Source organism: Fusobacterium varium, assembly GCA_021531615.1.
Lineage (GTDB): Bacteria > Fusobacteriota > Fusobacteriia > Fusobacteriales > Fusobacteriaceae > Fusobacterium_A > Fusobacterium_A varium_C.
In genome coordinates this window covers 24,694-51,444 of sequence record JADYUE010000008.1, presented here as the reverse complement: position 1 = coordinate 51,444, position 26,751 = coordinate 24,694, and the positions used below count along the sequence as shown (strand labels likewise).

Genomic DNA, 26,751 nt, shown 5'->3' with positions numbered 1-26,751 from the left:
CGCAGGGCTGAGGTGACTATTTATCTACTTTTATACCATAACCAAGCAAGAATGAAGAAAGCAATTGCAATCCCTCCATTAATACTCAGTGTTTCAATATAGATGTACATAATAGTACCTCCTTTGGAAAATGCTCTACTATATACCAAATGTTCTGAGGATTTGATATATATGAAACAAGCTCCCAATAAATGAGAGCTTATTTCATCAGAACTTTTTTGCATTTTCCAAAGTACCCATTGGGTCTTTCATATATATTATAACATAATAATAGAAAAAGTCAAATATAGGAAACCCCATAAAAATTTATATTTGATAAAATGAAAATTTTATGGTAATACTATATAAATCATTCTATAAGCTTCATAAAATTATTTAAAATAATTATTAAACAGATATAACAACTAATATAACCACATATAATGTTAATTATATGCAGTTATATTACTTAAATAATTTTTAATAACTTAATTATTTTAAATTTAAACTTTAATTTAATTAAAAAACTATAAATATTTTTATACTTGATAAAGTATTCATCTATAATAATAAAAAAGATTAAAATCAAAATTATTTTATATTCTGAAATTAATCTTTAAAATTTATATATTATTTTCTTAATTAAAATTATAGCTACTTATTTACTTGCTATATCATCAAGAGAAGAAAGTGATGGTAACTTCTCTAAAACTTTTTTCTCAAGAACAGATTTTGCATTGATATATACTTCTGTTACTCTTGTATCTGCGTGTCCTAAAAAATCTCTAATCTCTAAAAGATCAGCTCCATTTATTGAAAGCTCTGTTGCCACAGCATGACGAATATTGTGTGGGCTAATATCCTTCTCTATAAGTTTTCCAAAATTTTGAACTAAATCATATAATGCTCTATATGATAGTTGAGTATTTTTTTTAACTGAGCTACTAAAAACATATTGCTCCTCTATCTCCTCATCATCAATAGAGTAAAGAGATTGCAGATAATTTTTATACTCATTAAGTTTATCAGCAAGTATTCCATATATAGATTTATATTGTTCTCTTCCACTTTTAGTCTGCTCTAGTTTTATATAATAATTTCCCTCTCTTACAAGAATATGTTTAAACTTTAGATTTAACAATTCTTGACTTCTCATTCCTGTATAGAATAGAGTATATAATATAGTTATATTTCTATACTCCTTTTCTCCCTTGATTTTATATAGCCCTATAATTTTTTTTATATCTTCAAAAGATAGTTTTAAAATATTATCTATATTTCTTCCAACTTTAAATAGTTCTATATACTTAAAAGGATTATCAAAACCATTTTTCTCCATCTCTTTATACAGTGATTTCAGTGCAGAGAGAATCTTATTTATAGATGTCTTCTTCAATTGCCTTTCATCAACTAAGTGACTAATATAATCTTCTACATCTGTTTTATCTATATCTTTCATTAGATCTATAAGCTCATCACCACGAATCTCTCCCTCACCTTCATATACAAAGTTGAGAAAATCCTTTAGGTAGAACATATAATCTTTTATAGTTTTTGGAGAACGATATATTTCAAATATACTTTTTCTCTCCTCTTTAACTCTTTTCTTTCTTCTGGCTGTTACAACTCCAGTTTCCCCTCTTTTAACAATATCCATTTCCTTTTCTCCTAAAAAGTCCTATTATATTATTTAAGAAAATTAAATAATATCTTCAACTTTTACCTCTCTTACCTCTCCTAATTCCATATCATTTAATAACAGTTTTCCAAAAGAGATTCTCTTTAAATATATAACTTTATTATCTACTGCCTCTAGCATCTTTTTAACTTGATGGAATTTTCCCTCTTTAATAGTAAGATGTATTTTCTTCTCTCCTACTATCTCTGCTTTAGCTGGCATTGTGATATATCCACCAATATCAACTCCATTTTCTAACTTTTCAATATCCTCATTGCTTATATCTTTTTCTAGCTCTGCATAGTAAGTTTTCTCAACATGGCTTTTTGGTGCTAAAAGTTTATGATTAAGTTGCCCATCATTTGTTAAAAGCAAGAGCCCCTCTGTATCCTTATCCAATCTACCTACTGGAGCTAACTCTTTTTTAATTACCCAATCTGGCAATAACTCCATTACAGTTTTCTCTCTTGGATCTTCCACTGCTGTTATATACCCAGCTTTTTTATTCATAATATAATATCTAAATTTGCTATATTCTAAAACTCTATTGTTATACTCAACTCTATCTTCATTCTCTTTTATATTAGTTTGTGGATTTTTTACTATCTCTCCATTAACTTTTATTTTTCCACTTGTAAGCAAAGATTTAACCTCTTTTCTACTACCAAGTCCACACTCTGTTAAAAATTTATCTAATCTCATTCTTTTCCTCCAATTACTTTCTATATATCAATACTAACATATATTCTATTAACTTGCAATTTTTAACTTTTAAATTATTTTTCTAAATGCTATAATATTACTATACTTATAATTAGAGGAGACAGATAAAATGGTAGATTTTAAAAAGATAGATGAGATGATAGAATTAATAGAGAATAATGAAGTCCCTGAAAATCAAGAGTTTAATGATTTCGTGATAGAGTTTTTTAATGAGGTAAAGACAATTCCTCTTTCTAAATATCTTAGAACTAAGGGAAAGGATAAGAGATTACCTAAGATAATGAATAGCAAAAAAGCTGGAGAGGTTTTGATAGATAGTAAAAAAGATGATGAGATCTTAACTTTCTTAAAAAGAAAAGGTTACAAGGAGATTCCACAACTAGATTACAAAGCAGTTATGTTACTTAGAAAAACTGATCTTTTCTCTAACTGGAAAAAGTTACTTCTATATTTTGAGGGAGCTGGTACAGTACAAGAGATCAATAATTCTACTAAACCTATTCTTTTACCTCAAGAAGTTGAAAAGCTAGAAACATATGTTAAAGATGAGCTTAATCTTACAGAGCAAGAATTAAACTGGCTTGTAACAAAGTTTGGAAAAATTCAAAAGGACAGAGAACTATTTAAAGCATTAAATAAACTATCTAGATAATATAAAAAGAGCTAGGAAAGTATAAGCTAGCTCTTTTATTCTTTTATATAGATAAAATTACAAATTATAAAAAATAATTAATATTTTAATTCTCTAGGTATACGAGGGCTTAAAATAGTTAATAGTTCATATATATTCATTCCTATAAAATTAACCTCTTTTGTTATATCTCTATATAGATATATCTTATCCCCCTCTTTTACACTTTCGTCAACTTCAATAAATGTATTATCCATAGTTACTTCAGCTATTTTAAACTCTTTATTATTTATAATACACTTACTATTTTCATTTTTCTTTAAGAAACCATCACCATATCCAATTTTAATTTTAGCTAAGTATTTACAATTAGGAATGTCCAAATCATCTTTAACTTCATATGCAACATACTTACTTTTATCTACTTCTCTTACCCCTGCTATTTGCCCCTCTAATGAAAAAACTTGTCTTAGGTTAGGATCGTAATATCCTACCTCTTGCAGTCCATAAGTCAACATTCCCACTCTTATATGTGTAGCAACTTCACAATCATAGTTCATTACCCCAGCACTATTTTGTAAGTGAATCATCTCAAATCTATCTCTTCCAATGCTATCAACTATCTTAGTGAAATTATCAATAATCTCTAATCCATCTTTGTAGTTCACAGCAAAAAGATGAGTGTAAATTCCTCTTAATTTAAGGTTTCTCTCTAAAATATACTCTCTTAATTCTTTAGCCTCTGAAGCATAGATTCCATTTCTACCAAAACCAAAATCAATTTTCAGTTGCATTCTTGAAGGCTCAATACCAGCATCAATAGCCTCTTTAAACTCTTCCATAGAATTAATAGCAATATCTATATTCGGAGTTCCTTTGATCAATTCCATATCCCTAATGCTTTCAAAAACAAGAATTCTAATATCGTTTCCAAGGTTCATCTTTAAAATATTCTCTGCCTCTACATAACGAGCTACTGCAAAATCCCTCTGTCCACTTTTATACAATACAGGTACTATTACATTTACCCCATGTCCATAAGCATTGGCCTTTACTACTGGAAGAACCTTTTTATTTTTAGCCTTTTCCAAATAATTAATGTTGTGTAAAAGATTGTTTTGATCTAAAACCATTCTAATAGAATTAATAACCATCAATACCACCCCTAATTTTTTATAATTATATTATAGCATTTTAAATTTAAAATAAAAGGATTTTTTTCTAAAAAAGAGAATATTGTGATATAATATACTAAAAGAATAAAAAGATTAGGGGTAAATTAAATTATGGAGAGAATACATAGATTTTTTAAAGAGAATTATAGAACTTTAACTAAGGGAGAAAAGAAAATAGCTGAGTATGTTATTAAGAATCCTAAAAAAGTTTTAGTTCTTTCAGCATTGGATTTAGGTAAAGAGATTGGGGTTAGTGATGCCTCTGTTTTAAGATTTACTAAAACTGTTGGATTTAACAAATATACTGATTTTAGAAACTATATTGCAAGTGAGCTTACAGAGATGACTCCAGATGATAGATTAATAAAAAACTGGGATAGTTTCCACACTAAAAGTGAGATTGCCAATAAGATTGTAAATGCTGATCTTAAAAATATACAAGAGTTTCTATCAAATGTTGATTTTAAACAGATAGATGAGGCTATTGAGATTATAGACAAGGGGAAAAAGATTTACTCTATCGGTATGGGATCAAGTAGATCTATATCTCAATTTTTGTATTGGCAACTAAAGAGATTGGGATATAATACAGAGGCTGTCAATGAAGGGGGACTTGGACTTTTTGAAACTCTTTCCCATTCTAAAAAAGGTGATGTTGTTATACTATTTGCCTTCCCAAGATTTTTAAATGATGAAATAAAAGCTATTAAATTAGCAAAAGAGAGAAAGATTAAGACAATACTGATTACAAGTAATATCTTCTCTGAAATTAGCTTTTTAAGTGATGTTTCATTTAAAGTTTCAGTTGAAAACAATGGATTTTTCAACTCATATATAGTGCCTATGGAGCTATGTAATATAATACTTACAGCCCTTTTTGAGAAAAATAAGAACTCATTGATGATAGAGTGGAAAGAGAATAGTTTAATAAAGGATTTTCTTTTTGCTAATGATTAATACAGATATAATCTTCCAATATAACTATTGGGAGATTTTTTTATTTAACTGTTTACTCATTAATTTTAACATAGTAAAATATATATAAAGATATCAACAAGAGGTGAGATAATGATTAGATATGGAATAGATGATATAGAAAGAGCAAAAGATATATGGAGAGAAAATTTCACTGATAGTGAAGAGGAGATAGATTTTTATTTTAAAACTATATATAGAGATAAGAATTTTTTAATGTTAGAAGAGGATGGTGAGATAAAAGCATCTCTACATGAAAATCCATATGATATTTGTTTTAATAGAAATATTTTACCCTCTTTCTATATAGTTGGAGTGGCTGTTTCTCCAGAATATAGAGGGAAAGGGTATATGAAAAAGCTATTAAATCACAGTTTGAAAAATGCTTTTTCTAATAATAGAGATATAGTTTTTCTAAGTCCTATTAATACTGAAATATATAGTAACTTTGGTTTTGGGTATATCAGTGGTTTAGAAGAATATGAATTAAAATTAGAGGATATACCTTTTAATAGTATCAATAGAGATATTGAGATAAAAAAAGCTGGAGAAGAGGATTTTAATAGTATAATTGAACTGTATAATAAAAAGATGAAAAATACTAATATATATCTAGAAAGAGATAAAGAATATTTTAATAGAATAAAAGCAGAGATTGAAAATGAAAATGGTAAGATATATGTTTTTTATAGGGAGAAGAGGATAACAGGATATCTAATGTGCTACTTTAGAGAGGAAGAGATATTTGCTAGAGAGTTTTTCTATTCTGATATTGAAAGTGCTAAAACTATGTTGGTATTTATAAAAACTTTTAAAGAGTATTATCCAAATCTTAAAGTTGCCACTCCTCAAGGAAGTAATTTTAATTTTCTCTTTCCAAATCAATTAAAAGTAGAAAAAAAAGAGAATCCATTTATATTAGCTAGAATTATAAATGTAAAAAATATTCTTTCATATTTAGATATTAAAGGGATTAATTTTAATGTTAAAGTAAGAGATAATATAATAGATAAAAATAATGGTGTATTCTCAATAGAAGAAGATGGAAGTGTAAAAAAATTAGATAATATAGATAATTGGAATATAGATATTGATATAAGAGATTTAGCAACTCTTGTATCTGGATATATGAGTATTGATGATCTAGTAGAGTTGGAAAAAATTAGAGTCAATAATATAGACTTAAAAGTTTTAAGCAATATATTTAAAAAGCAAAAAAATTATATTCAAGAGTTTCAATAATCAACTCCAAAAAAACAAAAAAGCTGACCCTTCAGACTACGGCAGCTTTTTTGTTAGTTAAGTTAAATTTAAAATACTTTTCGAAAGGATTCTTTATGCTCTAATTATATAATAACCTATAAAAAAAGTCAAGAATTAATTTCTTACTTTTTTAGTAAATTTTATTTTCCTAATAAAAGCTCTCTATACTCCTTAGCTGTTAATTTCTCTTTAGGCAGATTTTTTGTACTTAATTTCAAATTTAAACTCTCACCAAAACTACTATTTAATGAATTTATATGTGTAAATGCTATGGCTAAAGCATCAGCAGCATCATCTGGTTTTGGTATCTCTTTCATTCCTAAAAATTTTTGTACCATTAATTGTACCTGTTTCTTTTCAGCTTTTCCATAACCTGTAATCCCTATCTTTACTTGAAGAGGTGTATAACCTTGTATCTTAACTCCATTTTGTTGTCCACATAGTAAGATTACCCCTCTAGCCTGTCCAACAGATATAACAGTTTTATTATTTTTAAAGTAAAACAGCTCCTCAACTGCCATATGCTCTGGGGAGTATTTTTTTATAAGCTCTGTAAGCTGCTCATATATTTCACAAAGCCTCTGCTCCATTGGCAAATCTTTATCTGTATATATGCAACCGTAATCTACAACATTGTATTTTCCCTTTTCAAAATCAATTACCCCATAACCTACAATAGCAGTTCCCGGGTCAATTCCAAGCACTCTCATTTTATCACTTCTCTCTATTTTTTATCTATTCAATCATAACATTTTTATCATTTTTTTTCAATATAAGTTATTGATAGTTATTTATAGGCAATAAAAAATGTACCCATTAAGAGTACATCTTTTAATTTCAATCCTTGTTTTTACTGGTTAATTGTTTCTACAGTTAAGAGAGGCAGAGGCTATATGGTACAATACATTGAAACCTTTCAATCCTTGTTTTTACTGGTTAATTGTTTCTACAGCTCTTTTCTTTCGAAACTATCTTTTATCCAAGATAAAATATGATTTTTTCGTCGTTAATCTCTTTATTTTTCCTAGGTTTTTATTAAAAATTTTAGGTATTTTAACCTTATTTTTCGAGTTTTTTGTTATTTTTCGTTAAAATTCTTAGCATTATTTTTAGTTTTAAATATAATTTTTTTAAAAAACTATGTTTTCGCTAATATTTTTTATTTCTTTTTTCCTTCTTTAAAGGTATTATAATATATTTTTACTGATTTTTCAATTATAATTTTAAGATATTAATGCACCCAATTTTAAGTTGAGTGCATTAATAATTATATTATCTCTACTTGTCCATAACCTTTTTCAGACATATAACCAATTCCAGAGAAAAAAGCAAATTCAAATAAAAAATATATTTTATATATCTCTTCTTTTTCACAATTTAAAATATATTGTACCTCTCCACCATATCCCTCTAGTTCACTATTTATTTTTACACTATTAGTATTTTCAATATTATAAATCTTTATATTGTTAAAGGTTTCTCTTTTTAGAATATATTTTTTCCACTCTTTTATACTACTTTTGGCCAACTTCTTTTCTATATTTTTTATTATATATTTTGGCTCTAAAGTAGGAATAAATCTCTCTCCAACTTTTAAAACAAAGGGAGTTACAATTTTTAAACTTAAAATGTTGTTGTACTCTTCCCTATAAGAAAAATTAGACTCATCTAATTGCTTCGAATATCTATTACTAGTATAGATATTTAAAACTATAAAATTAGAATCTCCTATTTTTAAAATAGATCTTTCTAACTTTTTTAAAAAGAAAACTCTAAATAATTTTATAATCACATTTTCATCAATAGAACTTATTTTTAAAGAGTAATTCTTATTCTCTATAATTCTATCCTTTGTTAGAAAATTAGTGATAACAATCTTCTTTATCTCCTCTTTACTGAACCCATTTTCTTTAAAAAAAGGAGAAAGAGTATCATAGTTTATATATCTTCTTATCTTTTTTCCAATCTCCAATGGTTTTAAATATAATGTAAAGCTACAAATCACCCTTTTCTTCCACCTTTTTTAATCTTCTATATAAGATAGTATTCCCCAACCAACAGGAAATCTATCTACAACAACTCTAGTATGAACCTCTTTTTTTCTGCTATTAAATAGATTTAAAGTTTTAGAGTTAAAGCCACTTCCTTTTCCTAATCTAATCAAAACCTCATTGTCTTTTAAAGTTTTAGAATATTCTAAGATTTTTTCACAACTTTCTAAACATTTACGATTATTTGTTGCTTTAAAAAATTGTATATCATCTTTTAAAACACTATTTGACATACCTCTTAATGCCTCAAAAAGAGTATCCATATAAATTTCTTTTACCTCTTTTATTATACTTTCCCCTTTTGTAACTGATAGCTCAATAAGTTTTTTTGATAAATCATAAGATAAATTTTTTATACTCAAATTAAATTCAAAACTGATATTATCCCCAGTTCCTAAAAGAGATTTAGTAACCTCGTGTATTCCCATTGGTAAAGAGGCATTTTTATTATTTGCTCTTTCTACCTCTCCCAAAGTAATAGCCGAACTTAAAATATTACTATCTGTAATAGTTATATTTTTAAAAGGATCAAATTTAGGCTCTAAACTATTTAAGCCCAATGCTTTTGCAGAGATCTCCTTATCCATTCCCCCTTCTTTTGCACCACTAACGAAAGGAGCTGTTTTTACCTTACTATTTCTCATAATATTGTAATTTAAGTTTTCACTCTCATTTGCTATATATGCAGTTCTTATATACCCCTTCAAACTACTTCCTGGAATATATTTACCTTTATAATTTCCTATAAATTCAAATACACTCAAGAGATTTTCTTCATTTTTCTTGGTAGCTCCACCAATTTTACTCTCATATTTTTCCTGTATATCCTCTGAAACAGTTGTCTTATAAAGATAACCATATTCCTCTTTATAATTATCTTTTACAAATTTTCTTATACTTATAAATCTATTATTTTCTATCAATTCTAAAAATTCTTTTTTTAATTTTAAATCTAACTTTTCATAGAAATCTTCTAATGAGATTCTGAAAAATTGATTTTTCTTTATTATATAATCACAAGATGATAGCTCCTCACCACTTCCAATATGAATAGGTGTTAGAGGAGTTAGTTGACATCTAAAATTCTCTATATCTCTCTTTATCATATATTTACCTCTAATATAAATGGTATTCCTATTTGAACTATATCTTTATTTTGGTGGATATTAGTCAATACTTTTCCTTTTATTCTATTTTCTCCACCTTTAAAAATACTTCCAGCTTTAAAGCAAGAGAAAGTTTGTTTAAAAGGATTTTTTCCAACAGATGTTTTTCCGTTCTTAACTAAATGTAAAGATTTTGCCACTGCATCATAATCATAAGCTTTTGGAATGTAATTTGATAAAGTTATAAAACCATTACCTTTTATCTCATCAAAACCATTAAATTCTTCAAATGATTTTATCTTAAAAGCTCCCTTTCCTATACTAGCTTTTTTTCCAAATCCTGTTTGTTCCATATAATTAACAAGTGACAAAAATTTATCTTTATTATAGTCATCTCTTAATTTTATATAGATATGTATATCTTTTTCTGTAAAATATTCCATAGTTGAAAATAAGCTATTATCTCCAGTAGAATCAGTTAATCTGTTTATTCTATTATGAAAATTTTCAATAGTGGCTATACTACTACTTTCTCTTTCAAATTTTTCATTAGAAAACAGTTTTTCTTCTAACCAGTCAATATTTGAATAATCCTCTTTTCTTAAATCATTAAACTCTTTTAGAGAGATCTCTTTTATCTTTTTAAACTTTTTTAATTCCACTGCTACTTCTGTGTAGCTCTTTTTATATTGTCTAGCTAAATAATTTACAAGTGTATTTGGAACTATCTCTTTTTCTATAAGTGGAAGTTTATCACCTATAAAACCATCTGATACAATAAATGGTGGATTTCCACTTTTAAACTCATCTACTACTCTTTTTAACTCCTCTTCTCCATATATATAGAATATTCCCCATAATAGATGTCCATATATAGTATCACTTTGCCATAAACTCATATATGAAGATAGAAGTTTTAATTTTAATAAATATGTTTGATACATCTACATCACCTAAATATTGATATTCTCTAATTTATCTATATATGAAGTACCATCTACATCTAATTTAGTAAATTTTATCTGTCCATTTCCACGAGATACTCCTCCACCTATTCCCTCTATAAGTAAAGCTTTTAGACTTTTTAACACAATAGTTTCAAAATATTTCTCATCTAATTTTCCATCATCATTCATATCTAAAATTTTATATGTAATTGAGAAATCAAAGCTTACCCCTGCTGGTACTCTTTCAGAGTTTCTTGGAGTAGCTTTAGAAGTTAATCTATTTATATTATTTTCATATTTCCACTCGCTATCAAATCCAACTCTTTCTCTTAGGTTTTCTAACAAATCTCTACTTTCACTAGTTAGGTAAGCATCTTTTACACTTATTCTTGTAGGTCCAGATTGTGCTTCTTCGCTTTTTTCAGCACTTCTTCCAAATACTCTACAAATTGGACATTCAGCTTCTCCACAATTATGTACATCTCCTTTTGGATCTATCTTACCTTCAATCCACTCCATTAACATTCTCATCTTACCTTTTAATGAAGATCCAGGAATATATGGTTCTTTTGTTAATGGATTTCTAACTATTGGACTATCATTTCCTCCTATCTCTATAATATCTGAACTTCCCCCAACTCTTGTTCCTGTTACTAATTCTATTGTTCCATTAATTGTTTTTATCTCTTTTAATCTCATTTTTATCCTCCCAACTCTTATTTTGTATATGTGTATCCAACTACTGTTTCAAAAAATATAGCAAAATTTTCAAAAGTTTCTCTACCTTTTCCAAGTTTATATTGTTTTTGAATTTCATCTATTCCAGCATATAAGAAGTTTTTTAGATTTTCTAATTTTTTAGGATCTTTATTGCATCTATATTGAATTTTTGATTTTATTATCAATATAAGAGGATAGATTCTCTCGAAATTCTCATCGCTTTTATTACTTTCTAATCTATTTCTCATAGCCTTTATCTCGTTAAAAAATGCTCTTAACTGTGCTGTTGATACACTACTTAAACTTTGAGCTATCTCTTCTGCTTCTGTTGTTACTAATTCTTCACGTAGATATCCTTTAGCATTTGTAAACCCAAGTTTGCTGAACTTATACTCCATTTTAGGTGTTGGGTTTGAATTTGTAAATTTTCCCCCTCTGTTATTATTAAAGCTATTGTTGAACATCTATATTACCTCCCCTGTTTTTTCTAACTACATAATTTAAAACAACTCTCATATATCTAGCTAAAAACTCTTTTTTTCTCTCTGAAACTATTGATTCAATTCCAAAATAACTACTTAAAATTTTTATCTCTTCACTGTTACTTGGAAGTATCTTTTTATCAATAATATTTCTACTTACATCATATGTAAAATCTGACATATATTTTAGATATTTCCCATTTTTGCTAATATAGTACTCCTCTGCCATCGAAGTATATTTTAATAATCTATAGATAAATGCTTGAGAAAAAACATTCTCTTTCATATTTTTATCTAAAAAATCTATTAATCTTTCTACTTCATAAAAATTTTCCCACGGAATATATCTATCAAATAAAACTATTCCATTTTTACCTGATATCTTTCCAAACTCTTCCTCTTCTTGTACCAGTTTAGCTCCATAATATATAGGATCTTTAGCTTTTAGAAGTGTTATAGCACAAGTAAGAGTTATATTTTCATTTTCACCAGTAAAATTTGAAAACTCTTTTCTTATCTCATTTGCCTTATCAATAAGTTTATTCCAAGGAGCAAGAATCATAAAGTCATCTCCACCAGCATATACTATATAGTAGATATTTTCCTCTTTTAATCTCTCTTTTATCCAATATGAGAAGAAACTATTTAGCATTCTACTCATTGTAGCAATTCTTGAAATAGATGTGATATCTTTTAATAAATTTCCCTCTTCATCTATTTCATCACTTTTTAAACCATAACTCATAATAAGTCCAAGATTATCTACATCTCCCTTTAATAACCCTAAATTTTTAGAGGCTGATAGTTTGGCTATATCTTCAAATGTCATTGTATTTCCAGAACTATCTTTAGAAGTCAATCCTCCATAATAATCTCTTATTTCAGGATAATTATTATCAAAAGATGTATCTTCATAAGAAACTACTAAAAATGGAGTATCTTCTATAACTTCATTATTGTAGAACTTACACTTTACCCCAAATATTTCCAAATCTTCTTCTATTTTATTGTCTGAAAGATAAAATCCTATCTTTTTAGTTTTTACAATTTTTTCTCCAAGTTCAAAATCTCTATTACAATAATCACAATTTTCATTTTTGATTGTCAACCTTTTTCCACAAATTTTACATTGTTGTATTTCACTATTTTCATCTATATTTTTATTAAATACCTTTTGTTCAAATAGTTGATTTTCAAAAACCTCATCTGCAAACTTAAAAAATTTATTTTCATTTAATAGATCATTTATTTCACTATATTTTTTAGAGAATTTTAATCCTAAGTCCTCTCCACTTAACTCTATATTTGAGCAGTTAAAAAAGATATCTCCCAAGTATTCTCTATATAAGAAATTATTTATCTCTTTTACCACTTTTTCTAATTTATATTTGATATATTGGTTATTTGGAGCTAAAATAAAAAACTTTCCACTAGATGCAATAATTATATTTGAAATTTTTAAATCCAACTCTTTTATTAACTTATAAGAGATAACATCAGTTAATAACTTAATAAAAAACGATCTAAATCTCAATCTTTTAGATGCTCCCTCTGTTGACTTGATACCAAAAATATAACTTTGAATACCAGATATATCCCCACCAATTAAAAGAAAATAATCTTCTTTTTTAGAATTTTTTATATTTACAAATGTCCCTTTTGAAAAATCTTCCTCTTTTTCATCTAAATAATCATAGATAGATAATGCTATTGCACTTGTAGTAGTTAGATGATCATATAGAGATATATCACAAAAATTTTTTTGAGTATCTGAAGGGATACACCAACAATATTTCTTTATTAACTCTCTCAAAGCAGTATATAGTGTATCAAAACTTTCTGCTTTTATATTTCTAACCTCTTCTAAAAAATTGTTAATATGTTTTTCTAACTCCTCATCTCCATTTTCTTCAAATGAGCTAGGAAATATATTGTTATAACTAAATGGTGCTATATGATATCTATTTTTATCACTGTTTTCAATTTTTTTATCCAATGAAACTGTTGAGAATAAACAATCTAAAGGCACAGTTTTGAAATTTCTCTTTGTAGTATTATCTTCATCTCTTTCAGCAGATGAATAGTTATCAGCAACTGAAATAATAGTAGCCATCCTTCTCAATCTTCTATCCTCGATTTTACTTGGCCACAACTCTTCAGGTACAAATTGACTTTCATGATGTCTTAAAACCATCTCTTCTAATTCCCTATTTTTTTCTATTAAAAAATTTCTCTCTAAATACTCTACAAACCATTTAGAAAGATATGGGTGTTCCCTCTTTATAATATCATTTTTATTCATAAAGTTAGTAGATCTATTTAACATCTTTCCAATATCGTGTAGCAATCCAGCAAGAGCAATTTTTTCTCTATTACTCATCTCTACTATCATTTTTATCAACCTCACCTATTTTTTTTATTCTTCCCATTCCAATACTCTTTCTTTTTCCTAAAGATATATCATCAGGAATAGATACATTTGTTATAAACTCCCCTACAAAACCTAACATATTAATATCCTTCTGCTTTAAGTGTATCTCTTGGAAATTCCCATCAACTTCTATTTTCTTATCTACCCAAATACCACACATTTTAAAAAACTCAAGTATATTATTAGCTAACTGTCTGTTTAAATCTAGTTTTCCCTCTCTATATTTCAAATAATTTTTATCATTTAAAGCTAACCATATAGTTTCAAATTTATATTTATATCTCTTATTCTCATCTATAAAAAGTTCAGGAAAGGTTATATTAATATCTAAAGATACTTCTATCTCCTCTTCTCCAATTCTTACTTTTTTTATATTTTGAACTTTATTAAGTATTATGTCAGCTCCCTTATCAATTCCTAATAGAGTAAGTTTTCCATTAACTACTTTATATTGTATAAAAGAGTAATCATAATTAAACTCAAATTCTGTTTTGTGATTGTGAAAAAGTATATCCTCTCTAAAATAGTTTCCAAAGAACCCTCTTAATTTTTCTGCATCACTATTTTTAAAATTTTTTTCTGTTTTTAATGTTGTTTTAATTAGTTTCATTTTTCCTCCAACTCTATTTTTACATTAAGATATAGTATTTAGAGTTTACATAGAATGCGTGAGAATAGTCACTTTTTCCATAAAAGCGTTTATTCTTTTCATATAAGATTATATTGTCTAGCTCCAATCCCTGCTCTTTTCCAATCTCCTTTATAGTTTTATTTAAAATCTCAACTTTATTTTTAAAAGTAGTTAGATTTTTTCTAAATCTATTTTGTCTATTTTCTTCAGATTCTCCAACATTATATTTAGCTAATTTTTTAAATAAAATATCTTTTTCAATTTTTTCTCTAGGAGTTTCTAAAATCTCTCTTATCAGATCAGATCCCTTGTTATTTAAAAATTTTAATCTTTTATCTCCTGTAATATCTATTTTCAAATTATATTTTTCTATATAAATCACATTATTTTTAAAATAAAACTCTCCATTTAAATTCTCTTTTAAAGATAATTCAGGAGTCATCTCTTTTAAAGCTTGATTTAGATCAATTTCAAAAAGCTCTTCAATCTCTCCATTTTCTTTCATAAATTTATTTTCTTTTTCTTTATCATCTACATCTAATTCAGCCACTATATTCTTCTTAATATCATTTATAAATTTGGTGTAATAATAATTTTCCTCTGAATTTGCTTTCATTTTAGCTTGAAAATATTTCAATACAAAATAAAAATATATATGTTCTTTATATTCGTTTAGATAACTATCATCACTATAAATATCTTCTTCGGTAATTTGGAACAATTTTAAAAAGCTATCTAACCAAGGATACTCTATAAAATCTCCATCTTCATTAATAACTACTGCTCTTAAAAAATTGATTAAAAAATTTCTAACTTGTATTTTAAACTCTCTTTTATACTCTTTTTTCTCACATAGATTGACAAAGAACTCCTCTATCCTTTTATAAAAAAGTGTATAATCTAGGTTAATCATCACTTCAAAGGAGAAGAGTTTAGCTAAATTTTTATAAAAAAACTGCATATCCTCGTTGTTTAACCTATTATAGAAACTTGCAACCCCATCAAAGTTATATTTTTCAAGAAGATCGTTGATTTCAGCATACATCTTCATATTTTCTTTTCTTGGTTCAATCATTATATTTAATTTTGAATTAAAAGGAAAGTTTTTAACTCCAGGAGTTTTAAAGTTTTTAACCTGTATCTCTTGCCAGTTTATAGCTTTTATCTCATTCTCAACAGCTAACTTATAAAGGCAGATAGTTATCATTTTCATTCCTAAAGTTATATCTATAATACAGTTATTCTTATCCAATTTCAGTTTTTTTAATATTTCGTTTATTCCATTTTGTATTGAAAGAAATGTGTAATCTGTAACTAAAACCCCAATAACATTTACATTGCTATATCTACTCTCTATCTTTTTAAAATTTTCTTCAGTCTCTTTGGTGTATAGGAGAAAAAACGTATCTAATTCTGTAAAAACATTCAGATTTCTATCATAAGTATTTTCCATATATTTTTCTAAAGTCTCATTATAAGAAAAACTAACACAAGATATCAACCCTCTAATTTTAGATGTCTCTATCTTTTCATCAATATCTTTTTTCTGTTTCCACATATTTTTTAAGTAGATTTTTTCCAATTCTTTAATCTCTTTTTGAGTTAAATTATCTCCAGCAAGATACTTAACTAATACCTCAGTTTCATCTTCAGTGAAGTTTTTAAATTGTTTTAAAATATTAGTGTAGTACTCTTTATAATCTTCTTCCATTCACTTCCCCCATAAAACTTTTTTATTTTAATTGTATAATAGTAAAATTACCTTTTTTTAAAAAAATTACTTAAAACAAAATGTTTTATATCTGTTATAAATATACTATATATTTTGATTATAGATTATTTTTAACTCTTTTTCAATATAAAAAAGAGAAAAGAAAATTCTTTTCTCTTTTAAAATTAAGTTAATCATATTCAGCAAATATCTTTGCAAATCCATCTAAATCATATTTTATTAAATTTTACCTAAAAAGTATCTCTCTATAAAATCCCATCTTTCCTCATTGCTTCTCTTTTTGGTAAAGAAATCTTCTAATACACTATCTGCTTTTTTTCCAGCTTTTTCTATTGAAGATAGGAAAGAGTTAGAATATTTATTACCTTTTACAAGTGCTTCTAATTTAGCAGGTTCATTTATTCTTATGAAAATCTTTGGAGTATTTCCACCAGTTACTTCAAAAGTTCCTAATTCTAAGGCTTGAATTAGATTAGCTACCTCTAAATATTTAGAGTCTTTTGATAGATATTTTATAAACTCCTTTTCAGATCCATCTTTATCAAACATCTCTGTAAAGTTTCTGATTATACTACTTCTAAATTTAGAGAAATTTCCTCTTACAAGAGTGTATCTATCCTCTTCTTGTTCTAGATCTTTTACTATACGTAAAAATTTTTCTCCATTATCTTTTCCACCAAAAGCAGTTCCTATAAATGTATAAGTCAATACTATATTAGTTAATTTTCTTATAAAAAGGCTACTCTTTCCAACTAAAAGTCTTTCAAACTCCTCTTCTAGCTCACTCTTTGTGAAATACCCTTTTTTATTACTTAAAGCTGTAAGCATAATATTTAGGTAGTGTTCTATTTCAGAGAAAACCTCTTCACTTTTTTTAGAAAGTTCAATTTTTAGTTTAATTCTTTGACTTAAATGCTCTGGATCAAAAATTTTACCTAAAAATAATTCTCTTATAAACATAGGGTAACTTAAATGATCATATTTATCTTCCCAATATTTAGCCACAGAAAACTCATAAATATCTCCAGCATCAAATATATTGATCTCTTCAGCTTTATAGTTGCTGTATACTCTTCTGATTCTTTTATTTTCATCTTGGCTCATAATCTTTTTAAAATATCTTTTATTTTCATCTGTTAAGATATCTTTTATATTATTGTTATTTATTACTACATAAAGAGAGGAGAAGAAAGCTTTTGGTCTAGCCACTACAACTGGGAAAGTATATTTTTCATGTAAATCTTTTTCTAGGAAGTATAGTGCTTGTTTTACTTTTTTCTCTAAATCTGAATCTTTTTCAGTAAAGATATGAGAGAAACTTTCTATTGAAATTAAAAATGTCGATTTGTATTTATTAAGTTTATATAACTCAAATAGTTTTTCTATAATTAACTTCATCTGCCATTGTTTTATACTAGAGATACTTCTTAACATCTTAGGATATCTTAAATCCCTTCTATTAAAATCAATCTCTGCCACTCCAGTTGTATTTTTATTTCTAGCACATCTTCCAATCTCTTGTACATAGTCAGCTAAATCACCACTTAAACCATAATGATAAATATGCTCTATATCAGGAATATCTATTCCCATACCAAAAGCTTTAGTAGCTAACATAATCTTTCTTTTATTGCTCTTAAACTCCTCTTGAGAGACTTTTCTATTTTCATCAGCTAGTTTTCCAGTATAACATGCAACATTTGATTTAATATCTTTAGGTAACACTTCATAAGTTTCAGAAGCTTGTTTTGCAAATGGAAAATAGAATATAGATTTTTTATCCTCAGCTAATTTTTCACTTACACGCTCTTTTACCTTCTCTTCTTTTCTAAAGTTATATGATCCCTCTTCTGGAATAAACTCTTTTATATCAAATTTTATATTATCTTTTCTAACTTCACCAATATGAATAGAGTGAGAATCAATCTTTAAAGCTTTTAAAATCTCATAAACACTATCGTTTTCTCCACCTATAATAGCTGTTGCAGTTAGTGCCACAATTGGAAACTTATATTTTTTTTGCTGAGTTATCTTTTCAACATAGTTTCCTATCAAAAGATAATCTATTCTAAAGTTTTTACCCCAAGAACTAACTGTATGAGCTTCATCTATTACTATAAGACCTATCTCTCTATCTCCTATTATAGTAGAGATATCTGAATTTGTTTGTAGTAATTCTGGAGATAGGTAAACTATTGATTTTTCTCCTCTTTTAATCTCTTCTATACGAGCATTTCTTTCAATAAAAGATAATCCAGAGTTTAGATAACAAGCATTTTTAACTCCCTTTTCTCCTAGACTTTTAATTTGATCTTCCATCAACGCCTTTAGAGGTGAGATAATAATTGTAACTAAATTATATTTTTCTGCTAAATATAGAGCTGGAATTTGAAAGAATATTGATTTCCCTGCTCCAGTAGGAGCTGTTATAAAGATATTGTTAAAATCTTGCATACTTTTTGATTTTTCAACCTCTTGTATAACCTCTTCTATTATTTGTCCTTGAGAGATTGAAGATTTATCTAAAGAGATATCTGGATTAGTATAGAAATTTAGATTTCTAAACTCCTTGCTTTTCCAATATTTTAATAAAATCTCACTTATCTCTTTTCTAAAACTATTTTTAAGTTCTTTGGTTTTTGAATAGAAATCTATCTTTATAGAGTATAAGTCACAAAGAGCCTTTAAACTTCCTAAATCATATTGGAATTTGCTACTTTTTATAGTTTCTTTATCTATTAGAATATTGATACTATTCTTTGTTTTAGAATTAATTATCTCATATTTTAACTCTTCATTTTTTATTGGATAAGTTGCAGAATATTTATAAACTTTAGTTCCTTCAACATATTGATTAATTTCATTTTCTCTTGGAATATATTTTTGATATGAAAATATCTCTATTTTTTTTATCTCTATATCATCTATATCTTGAATATAATCAATATCTCTATATTTTATATAAACTTCATTATTATTAAGTATAAAATCTGAATAGAAGTGCTCATACTCCAAATTTTCCTCTTTGATAACTTCATTATTTCTAGCCATAGTAAAATTAGTAATCTCTTTTTTATCTTTAAAATTATACTGATAGTATGAAAAAAGATTGTTTTCTAAAATAAATATTTTTCCCTCATATAAACTTAGATTATTTTTTACTGTAAGTAGTTCTTCATAACGTCCTATATAAATATTATCATCTAAAGTTATAAGTTTTTTTTGCATCTTTTTTCTATTTTCTAATAACTCTTTTAATGAGTTAATTTCTGAAAAAAATGCAGGCTCAATCTCTTTACTCAATTCTTTAAAAGTAACTTCATCAAAACCTTTTAGAATAATTAAACTATTTTTTCCTTTTTTTTCTATATCTTCTATCTTATTTCTTATTATCTTAATCATTTGATCCTCCCATAAGTTTTCTTTATAGTTTAATCATACATTAAGATAATTACTTTTTATTTGAAAAAATTACCTAATTTAAATTTAATAAAATAAAAAATGTACCCTATTATTAGAGTACATTTTATTTTTATAAACCTTATTTTTACTGGTTAATTGTTTCTACAAAATAGGAGGTTTTGAGAATGAAAAGAATAGAAAAGTTTCAATCCTTATTTTTACTGGTTAATTGTTTCTACGGAATAGGGTGGGAATATACTCTATATTTAGAGCTAAGGTTTCAATCCTTATTTTTACTGGTTAATTGTTTCTACAGCTTGAAGGTCAAACAAGAAGAACTAAATAACCTACTACGTTTCAATCCTTATTTTTACTGGTTAATTGTTTCTACTCAATTACAGAATTAGAGATACTAGAAAAATTAAAAGATTCCGTTTCAATCCTTATTTTTACTGGTTAATTGTTTCTACCTCACGAGGTTTGAGAGAATTAATCAATCACTTGTTTGATAAGTTTCAATCCTTATTTTTACTGGTTAATTGTTTCTACTGGTAATACTAATAGTGCTATTAGCTGGTAAAATAGAATATGTTTCAATCCTTATTTTTACTGGTTAATTGTTTCTACTCTTCTTCTAAAGTATCATCTGACCATGCCCACCAATTCAGTTTCAATCCTTATTTTTACTGGTTAATTGTTTCTACGCTATTTTTGTTTTAAACTATCTTTTTTCCTTAAGAATACCTTGTTTTTTTGTCGCTAATTTCATCATTTTTTAGTGGTTTTTATTGAAAATTTCAAGTGTTTTAACCCTATTTTTTTATTTTTTTGTTATTTGTCGCTAAAATTTTTATCTTTATTTTTAGTTTTAAATATAATTTTTTTTAAAAACTATGTTTTCGCTAATATTTTTTACTTCCTTGGAAATATTATAATCTATTTTTATCAATTTTTCAATAAATTTTTATCAAATAAATATAAAGTCTTCTTCAATATAATATAAGTTTATACTCTTTCCAAAAAAATTTATGTTTTTAAAATCTTTTTCACACACCTTAAAAATATATATTGAATCCTCTTCTTCTAGTTCTATACTTTTTATTCTTTTTACTAGATTTTTAATTTTCCTCTTCTTTATATCACCAAAAAAGACTGAATTTTGAACTCTTAGCAATCCATAAAAAAAGAGAATATCTGCAATTTCCCCTCTAATTTTATTTTTTATTATATCATAAGTTACTATTATCTTCATTTTTCTCTTCTCCTAAAAAAACAAAAATTTTTCAAATAATTCTAAATCCTCAGTATCAAAAGTTTTCCCTATAAAATAAGATTCCTTTAAGTCATTTTCACATAAAGGGCATAATAAAATAGAATCTTTTTCATTTTCAATATTTTTTATCCAATCTTGAATTTTTTTAAATAGATATTTCTTTTTGATATTACCAATAAAAACTGATTTTTGAATTCTTATAAAATTTTCACTTAATAAAAAATCACTAAACTCTTTTCTAATTTTTGAACTACTAATATCATAACTAATTATGTATTTCATTTTTCATCAATTCCTTTACAAGTAAATCAGCTTTTTTTCTTATTGTTTCTTCAAATTTTATTTTTTTCCCTTCATATTCAACAATATTATTTAGTCTTGAGTAAAGTTCTTGAATTATTATTTTTTTCCCATTAGGATTTATTTTTCTTTCTTTTAAATCAAAATCATTTTTATTTAACATTTTTTTGCTAAATAAAACAAATGTTATTTCCCAGCCTAAAATTCTAAATGGTTCAATAAAATCATAAACTAGAGATTTTCTATTTTTTCCCAGTGAATGAATTACTCCAATTTGTATATCCAATCCTGCTAATATTAAAGACTTTTCTATTTTAGAATATAAAACTCCAAAAATATAGTTTAATACAATATTGTACGGTTCACTAGCTCCTTGAGTTTCTCTTTTTTCAAATTGCCAAGGTTTAGGCAGAAATTTTTTTATATTTTCAAAATATAAAACACTTGCTCTTCCTTCATACCCCATTATAATATTGCTATATTGCTCTTGATTTAAATCTATTTGTTTAATGTTCTCAATTAAAAAATCAAACTCTTTTTCTATTTCAACAAAGCTATTTAGTATTCCTCTTCTTGAGTGTATTTTCTGCAAATGTAATTTTTGATTATTAATTTTTTCAATAATCCATTTTCTACCAATATCTCTTCCTAAAGAAGTTGCAAATATTTTTAATTGAGCTATTTTTATTTCAGGATTTGTATTGTAAATAATGCTATTGATATTTCCGTAAACATTTCCATATTCATCTATAAAGTAGATGCTTATATCTTTTAAAATTGCATTTTTTATAAAATTAGTAGTCAAAGTGCAACCTTGATTTATAAGTATATTATCAATATTATCAAATGAAATTTTTTTTGTTTTTTCATCTTTATTTTCTAAAATAAAATATCCTTTTTCATAAGAAACTTTTGTCCCTGTTTTTTCAATAAATAGATCCATATTATCCTCCCACTTAAATATAATTATATATTCTACTATTAAAAAATTACTTTTTTTACACAAAATTACTTTTTTAGATAAAAATATTTTTTGGTAATAATAATTTATTATAATGTATATAATATTTTTATAGAGGTGAGAATAAATATGATTTTTAATCAATTAATTTTTTATTATGATTCATACATTACTCATTTTAAAGTTGGACAAAAAATTATTCTATTAAAGCAGATAAAAAACAATGAAAAAGCATTATTGATATTACATAAAAATAAGGAAATTTCTTTAGATTCATTAATATTGGATAAAATAACTTTATCTCATGATTTTAAAACTTATAGATATTTATATCTTCTTTCTCAAATTGATATTTCATCTGAAAATATCTCTTTTTATTGTAAATTATTTAAAGAATTTATAGAAGAAAATTTATATAATGACACTTACCAAAACTATTTACACTATATTTTTCTTTCTATAAAAAACCTTTCTTTAAATAGATTACAAGTTGAAGAATACATTATTTCTTTAAGAAATAAATCTATTTTTAATGTGTACATTAAAGATTTTATTATGCTTTTGGGATATTTTGGAAGTGAAAATTCAATAAAGCTTTTTATTAAATTAATTGAAGAGTTTCCTAATATGAAAGAAGAATTCTTTTGGAGTATAGGAAAAATATCAGCTTTAAATAGCAACATTTCTAAATTAACTTTGGAAACATATGTTAATTATTTAATAAAATATTTAAATAGAAAGGCAACTATTCTATATTCTGATAATTGCTTTTTTTCTTTAACTATAATAATATTAAAATTTTCTAATATTATTAATGGAAACATTATAAATAGATTATCCAATGCTATTTTTATTCGAAAAGAAAATTTTTTAATGAAAAAAATTCTTTTAAAAGTATTAGCTAATATTCCCTTAAATGAATTGGAATATAATATATTTTTTAAGAAACTTAAATAATAATTAAAAAAGAGATCTATATCTTAGATCTCTTTTTTACCCTCTCTTATCTTAAAAATTGGATTGCTTATAATCTTCACTATCAATGGAATTACCATAACTACCCAAACAATAGGCTCTGATATAATTATCCCAAAATATTTCAAACTTGGAACTAAAAATATAACTACTGCCACTTTACCAATTAGCTCTAACCCACTTGAAACAATTGGTGTTACATGATCACCTATCCCTTGCATAGCATTTCTCAATATTGAAATAGCTGCTGGGACAAAGTAAAACACACTATTTACCCTTAAATATTTTTGTGAAGTCTCAATAATCTCTCTATTTTCCGTTCCAGTCACTAAGTATATAAGATATGGTGCTACTGTATAACTTAAAATAATTACAAAGACACCCCACACCCAAGTTATAAACAGAGCTTGCCAAATACCTTTTTTAATTCTCTCTGGTTGTCTAGCCCCTCTATTCTGTCCACAATATGTTGCCATTGTCACTCCAAAAACTGAAAAAGGCAGCATAAAGAACTCAGTTAATTTTCTACTAGCTGTATGAGCCACAATTATATTTGTTCCAAAGGTATTTATTGCAGTTTGAAGAGCTAAAGTTCCAAAGAAAACTAAAGACATCATCATTCCCATTGAGAAACCAGAGGAACAAAGTTTTTTTAGTAGATCTATCTTTAAAATAAAATCACTCTTTTTAACACGAAACATGGGATATCTCTTCCACATATATATAATACAAAGGAGCACAGAAAAAGCTTGTGATATAACTGTTGCCAATCCAGCTCCACTTACTCCCATATTAAGCTTTAATATAAAATATAGATCTAAAAATATATTTAGTCCACAAGCTATTATCAAAAACATCAAGGGAGCAAAGGTATCACCAATAGCTCTTAAAACTCCTGCAAAGGCATTGTAAAACATAGTTGCTGTTATTCCTACTAAGATCACTTTAATATACAAACTAGATTCTCCATATAACTCTGGTGAAATATTTAGTATATTTAAGATATTATCTAAAAAAGTTAAGCTTAATATTGATATAGCAATAGAAAGTATAACCCCTAATAGCAATGTTCCTGCAATAGTTTTCCTTATTTTTTTCTCATCCTTTCTTCCAAATTGTTGTGCCACTATAATAGCAAAACCATTTGTCATTCCAGATAGAAACCCTATCAACAATGTACTTATTGAGGTTGTTGCCCCTACTGCTGCCAAGGAAGTTTCCCCTAAAGTACTTCCTACAATTCTTGTATCTGCCAAACTATAAAAAAGTTGAAAAATATTTCCAAAACAAACAGGCAAAGCAAATTTTAGCATCTGTTTAGTTGGATTTCCAGTTGTTAAATCTATCATCTTATCCCCTTTAAATTTATTTTCTTATCACAATTTATTATTATATAACAAATCTTGATTATTTTAAATAGTTTTTTATCATTAATATAAAAAAGCTATTGCAAAAAAATTACAATAGCTCATCTTTTTAATTTCCCTCTATTTTTCTATTTATTCTTTCAATTATCATATTGTATCTAGTTTTAGATATAGAGGCATTATTTTCTAAAATAGAGTAGTATTTCTTAGCCTCTTTATACTTAGCAATAGCTTTCTTCATATCACTATCATTTAAAGCACTTTTTTTAATCTTATCCCCAGTAAGCTCTGCCTTTACTCCCATTAAGACAACATTATTCATTTTAATCTTATGATTTAGCATCTCAATAGTCTTGGGATTTTTTGTAGTTTTTAAAGCACTTGTATATAATTTTAGAGATTTATAATATTTAAACTCACGAAAAGCTTTATTTGCCATTCTTATTATTTCACTTGTATTTTTATATTTAACAACACTTTCAATATCTAAAGCCTCTTTATAGGCTATCTCCTCATATAGATCCATAAATGAATTTTCTAAAAATACAAGAGCTGATTTTTCATATAGATCTTCAGCCTTTTTCTTTAAATTCTCATTTTTAATAGGATTTTTATAATAATCTTCCAATAACTTATCTGCTGTAATCTTATTTTCATAGGCAATATTTAATATCAAAGCAGTTGAATAAAGAATGATAACCTTCTCCTCTATTCTCTCTTTATTCTTCATATTTTGTAACTTCATATTTAACAAGTTAATATCTTTAAGAGCCTTTCTAAAATCTTTTTCATATAAGCTCTCTTCAATCTCATATAGTTCATCTAAAACGTGAATAATACTTGCTGTTTGATCAATTAAATTATTCATATATTCAATTTTTCCATTATCAACTTTTCCAGTATAATCAAAATATTCAGAATAATTTTTAAGACTTAACCTATACTCTTCTAAAGCCCCTTTGTAGTTTTCATTTTCAAACTCAATATTTCCTAAAGTTTCCTTTTTTACAGCTGTTGCATATAGATCGTTTCCAGTTTTATATGATATATATGTCTTAGCTCCTAAAACAATCCCTATTATTAAAAAGGCTACTCCTAAATATATTTTATATCTATTTCCACCTCTTCTCTCTTTCTTTAAAGTTTCTGGAGAGATCTTAGATTCATTATCAAGCTTTAATACAGTTCCTGTAAAGAAAAGGTAATCATCTTTCTCAAGAAAAAGCTTTTTCAATCTATTTACCTTTATATCCACTATATCATTTTCATCTATAAGATCCCAAATGTCATTATTATACACTACAATTTTATCATCTTTTTTTAATGGAATGGGATCAGTGATATCAATAAGTACCCCTTTATCAACTCCAAATTTGTGAGTTAAAGTGTTTCTGTCTTTTCTCTTTTTTATCTCATCATACTCAATCTTCTTTGCCTCATACATCATATAGGCTATGGTATGTTCCCTGTTTTTTAAAAATATCTCTTTATCTCTAAATAGGAGATACTTCAATCCACCTATATTTACAAAGACAATATTCTTATAATCTGTTATAAAAACAATAATTGAGCAACTATTTTTATCCTTTGCTCCATATCTTTTTTTATATTCATTATGAATACCATAGATTATTACTTCAAGTTTTTTTCTATCTAATGTAGGATTTTTACTTAACCTATCATCTAACATATTTCCAATAATATTGGCAATATCACCATTTTCTTGAGAATTTCCATTTTTTTCTACAAAAATTCCTAAGCTATATTCTGGCAGTTCTCTAAAGATAGAAAAGAAACTATTTTTTTCACTCTCTCTGGATAAAATGAAAAATTTCATATGTTCCCTACTATTTCTATATCCTTCCTCTTTCAATTGCATTCCTCCAATGTATACTGCTCACTTATCTATATAGTATAACAGAAATAATACACTTTCGTCAATTATATAT

Annotated in this window: 22 protein-coding genes and 1 CRISPR repeat array; of the genes, 4 read left to right on the top strand and 18 right to left on the bottom strand. The window is 26.1% G+C overall.

Going from position 1 to position 26,751, the window contains the following annotated elements:
• Positions 1-637: 637 nt before the first annotated feature.
• Positions 638-1,636, bottom strand: coding sequence for a tyrosine-type recombinase/integrase (locus tag I6E31_04815; GenBank protein MCF2639293.1), 999 nt, complete (start codon positions 1,634-1,636; stop codon positions 638-640).
• 42 nt (positions 1,637-1,678) lie between these two features.
• Entirely contained in the window at positions 1,679-2,359 is a 681-nt protein-coding gene (locus I6E31_04810; GenBank protein MCF2639292.1) for an rRNA pseudouridine synthase, read from the bottom strand.
• A 130-nt stretch (positions 2,360-2,489) separates the two neighbouring features.
• Here I6E31_04810 and I6E31_04805 point away from each other — a divergent pair, with 130 nt between their 5' ends.
• Positions 2,490-3,032, top strand: a complete 543-nt coding sequence (locus tag I6E31_04805; protein MCF2639291.1) for a hypothetical protein — start codon at positions 2,490-2,492, stop codon at positions 3,030-3,032.
• A gap of 77 nt (positions 3,033-3,109) precedes the next feature.
• On the opposite strand, the gene I6E31_04800 is transcribed toward I6E31_04805, so the two are convergent.
• A complete protein-coding gene (locus I6E31_04800) occupies positions 3,110-4,165 on the bottom strand; it encodes an alanine racemase (protein ID MCF2639290.1) in 1,056 nt (351 codons plus the stop codon).
• 132 nt (positions 4,166-4,297) lie between these two features.
• Here I6E31_04800 and I6E31_04795 point away from each other — a divergent pair, with 132 nt between their 5' ends.
• Positions 4,298-5,143: a MurR/RpiR family transcriptional regulator gene (locus I6E31_04795; protein ID MCF2639289.1), complete on the top strand. Its 846-nt coding sequence runs from the start codon at positions 4,298-4,300 to the stop codon at positions 5,141-5,143.
• A gap of 108 nt (positions 5,144-5,251) precedes the next feature.
• A complete protein-coding gene (locus I6E31_04790; GenBank protein MCF2639288.1) occupies positions 5,252-6,403 on the top strand; it encodes a GNAT family N-acetyltransferase in 1,152 nt (383 codons plus the stop codon).
• A 161-nt stretch (positions 6,404-6,564) separates the two neighbouring features.
• On the opposite strand, the gene ruvC is transcribed toward I6E31_04790, so the two are convergent.
• The 13 genes from ruvC to cas1 form a co-directional block, all read right to left on the bottom strand.
• Positions 6,565-7,134, bottom strand: a complete 570-nt coding sequence (ruvC, locus tag I6E31_04785; GenBank protein MCF2639287.1) for a crossover junction endodeoxyribonuclease RuvC — start codon at positions 7,132-7,134, stop codon at positions 6,565-6,567.
• Positions 7,135-7,691: 557 nt separating this feature from the next.
• Positions 7,692-8,429, bottom strand: coding sequence for a CRISPR system precrRNA processing endoribonuclease RAMP protein Cas6 (gene cas6, locus I6E31_04780; GenBank protein MCF2639286.1), 738 nt, complete (start codon positions 8,427-8,429; stop codon positions 7,692-7,694).
• Positions 8,430-8,447: 18 nt separating this feature from the next.
• Complete coding sequence (csm5, locus tag I6E31_04775; protein ID MCF2639285.1) at positions 8,448-9,581, bottom strand: type III-A CRISPR-associated RAMP protein Csm5; 1,134 nt, start codon at positions 9,579-9,581, stop codon at positions 8,448-8,450.
• On the bottom strand, positions 9,578-10,525 hold the full coding sequence (locus I6E31_04770) for a hypothetical protein (GenBank protein ID MCF2639284.1): 948 nt from the start codon (positions 10,523-10,525) through the stop codon (positions 9,578-9,580). Before I6E31_04770 ends, csm5 begins: the two co-directional genes overlap by 4 nt.
• 9 nt (positions 10,526-10,534) lie before the next feature.
• Positions 10,535-11,227 (bottom strand): type III-A CRISPR-associated RAMP protein Csm3, encoded by a 693-nt coding sequence (gene csm3 / locus I6E31_04765; GenBank protein ID MCF2639283.1) that lies wholly within the window; start codon positions 11,225-11,227, stop codon positions 10,535-10,537.
• A 17-nt stretch (positions 11,228-11,244) separates the two neighbouring features.
• On the bottom strand, positions 11,245-11,712 hold the full coding sequence (gene csm2 / locus I6E31_04760) for a type III-A CRISPR-associated protein Csm2 (GenBank protein ID MCF2639282.1): 468 nt from the start codon (positions 11,710-11,712) through the stop codon (positions 11,245-11,247).
• Positions 11,699-14,122 (bottom strand): type III-A CRISPR-associated protein Cas10/Csm1, encoded by a 2,424-nt coding sequence (gene cas10 / locus I6E31_04755; GenBank protein ID MCF2639281.1) that lies wholly within the window; start codon positions 14,120-14,122, stop codon positions 11,699-11,701. Before cas10 ends, csm2 begins: the two co-directional genes overlap by 14 nt.
• Complete coding sequence (locus I6E31_04750) at positions 14,103-14,771, bottom strand: hypothetical protein (GenBank protein ID MCF2639280.1); 669 nt, start codon at positions 14,769-14,771, stop codon at positions 14,103-14,105. The genes cas10 and I6E31_04750 overlap by 20 nt, the downstream gene beginning before the upstream one ends.
• A 19-nt stretch (positions 14,772-14,790) precedes the next feature.
• Positions 14,791-16,503, bottom strand: a complete 1,713-nt coding sequence (locus I6E31_04745) for a hypothetical protein (protein MCF2639279.1) — start codon at positions 16,501-16,503, stop codon at positions 14,791-14,793.
• Positions 16,504-16,743: 240 nt separating this feature from the next.
• The gene (locus I6E31_04740) at positions 16,744-19,926 is read right to left on the bottom strand and encodes an ATP-dependent DNA helicase RecQ (protein MCF2639278.1); all 3,183 of its coding nucleotides are present in this window, start codon (positions 19,924-19,926) and stop codon (positions 16,744-16,746) included.
• A gap of 129 nt (positions 19,927-20,055) precedes the next feature.
• Positions 20,056-20,630: a CRISPR direct-repeat array (repeat unit 37 nt; unit sequence GTTTCAATCCTTATTTTTACTGGTTAATTGTTTCTAC).
• Positions 20,631-20,893: 263 nt separating this feature from the next.
• Positions 20,894-21,178, bottom strand: coding sequence for a CRISPR-associated endonuclease Cas2 (gene cas2, locus I6E31_04735; protein MCF2639277.1), 285 nt, complete (start codon positions 21,176-21,178; stop codon positions 20,894-20,896).
• A gap of 12 nt (positions 21,179-21,190) precedes the next feature.
• Positions 21,191-21,481 carry a CRISPR-associated endonuclease Cas2 gene (cas2, locus tag I6E31_04730; protein MCF2639276.1) on the bottom strand — a complete coding sequence of 97 codons (291 nt, stop codon included), beginning with the start codon at positions 21,479-21,481 and terminating at the stop codon, positions 21,191-21,193.
• Positions 21,465-22,442, bottom strand: a complete 978-nt coding sequence (gene cas1, locus I6E31_04725) for a CRISPR-associated endonuclease Cas1 (protein ID MCF2639275.1) — start codon at positions 22,440-22,442, stop codon at positions 21,465-21,467. The genes cas2 (I6E31_04730) and cas1 overlap by 17 nt, the downstream gene beginning before the upstream one ends.
• A 147-nt stretch (positions 22,443-22,589) precedes the next feature.
• Here cas1 and I6E31_04720 point away from each other — a divergent pair, with 147 nt between their 5' ends.
• A complete protein-coding gene (locus I6E31_04720) occupies positions 22,590-23,417 on the top strand; it encodes a hypothetical protein (protein ID MCF2639274.1) in 828 nt (275 codons plus the stop codon).
• 23 nt (positions 23,418-23,440) lie between these two features.
• Here I6E31_04720 and I6E31_04715 read toward each other — a convergent pair whose 3' ends face one another.
• Both I6E31_04715 and I6E31_04710 read right to left on the bottom strand, forming a co-directional pair.
• Positions 23,441-24,784, bottom strand: coding sequence for an MATE family efflux transporter (locus I6E31_04715; GenBank protein ID MCF2639273.1), 1,344 nt, complete (start codon positions 24,782-24,784; stop codon positions 23,441-23,443).
• 127 nt (positions 24,785-24,911) lie between these two features.
• Positions 24,912-26,675: a hypothetical protein gene (locus tag I6E31_04710; protein ID MCF2639272.1), complete on the bottom strand. Its 1,764-nt coding sequence runs from the start codon at positions 26,673-26,675 to the stop codon at positions 24,912-24,914.
• Between the last annotated feature and the right edge of the window lie 76 nt (positions 26,676-26,751).

Coding starts and splice junctions, on each gene's coding strand:
- cas2 (MCF2639276.1), bottom strand. CDS start 21,481: ATGAAATACATAATTAGTTATGATATTAGTAGTTCAAAAATTAGAAAA.
- I6E31_04805 (MCF2639291.1), top strand. CDS start 2,490: ATGGTAGATTTTAAAAAGATAGATGAGATGATAGAATTAATAGAGAAT.
- cas1 (MCF2639275.1), bottom strand. CDS start 22,442: ATGGATCTATTTATTGAAAAAACAGGGACAAAAGTTTCTTATGAAAAA.
- csm5 (MCF2639285.1), bottom strand. CDS start 9,581: ATGATAAAGAGAGATATAGAGAATTTTAGATGTCAACTAACTCCTCTA.
- I6E31_04770 (MCF2639284.1), bottom strand. CDS start 10,525: ATGTATCAAACATATTTATTAAAATTAAAACTTCTATCTTCATATATG.
- I6E31_04745 (MCF2639279.1), bottom strand. CDS start 16,503: ATGGAAGAAGATTATAAAGAGTACTACACTAATATTTTAAAACAATTT.
- I6E31_04815 (MCF2639293.1), bottom strand. CDS start 1,636: ATGGATATTGTTAAAAGAGGGGAAACTGGAGTTGTAACAGCCAGAAGA.
- I6E31_04715 (MCF2639273.1), bottom strand. CDS start 24,784: ATGATAGATTTAACAACTGGAAATCCAACTAAACAGATGCTAAAATTT.
- cas10 (MCF2639281.1), bottom strand. CDS start 14,122: ATGATAGTAGAGATGAGTAATAGAGAAAAAATTGCTCTTGCTGGATTG.
- I6E31_04750 (MCF2639280.1), bottom strand. CDS start 14,771: ATGAAACTAATTAAAACAACATTAAAAACAGAAAAAAATTTTAAAAAT.
- ruvC (MCF2639287.1), bottom strand. CDS start 7,134: ATGAGAGTGCTTGGAATTGACCCGGGAACTGCTATTGTAGGTTATGGG.
- I6E31_04810 (MCF2639292.1), bottom strand. CDS start 2,359: ATGAGATTAGATAAATTTTTAACAGAGTGTGGACTTGGTAGTAGAAAA.
- I6E31_04800 (MCF2639290.1), bottom strand. CDS start 4,165: ATGGTTATTAATTCTATTAGAATGGTTTTAGATCAAAACAATCTTTTA.
- I6E31_04740 (MCF2639278.1), bottom strand. CDS start 19,926: ATGATTAAGATAATAAGAAATAAGATAGAAGATATAGAAAAAAAAGGA.
- csm3 (MCF2639283.1), bottom strand. CDS start 11,227: ATGAGATTAAAAGAGATAAAAACAATTAATGGAACAATAGAATTAGTA.
- cas2 (MCF2639277.1), bottom strand. CDS start 21,178: ATGAAGATAATAGTAACTTATGATATAATAAAAAATAAAATTAGAGGG.
- csm2 (MCF2639282.1), bottom strand. CDS start 11,712: ATGTTCAACAATAGCTTTAATAATAACAGAGGGGGAAAATTTACAAAT.
- I6E31_04795 (MCF2639289.1), top strand. CDS start 4,298: ATGGAGAGAATACATAGATTTTTTAAAGAGAATTATAGAACTTTAACT.
- I6E31_04720 (MCF2639274.1), top strand. CDS start 22,590: ATGATTTTTAATCAATTAATTTTTTATTATGATTCATACATTACTCAT.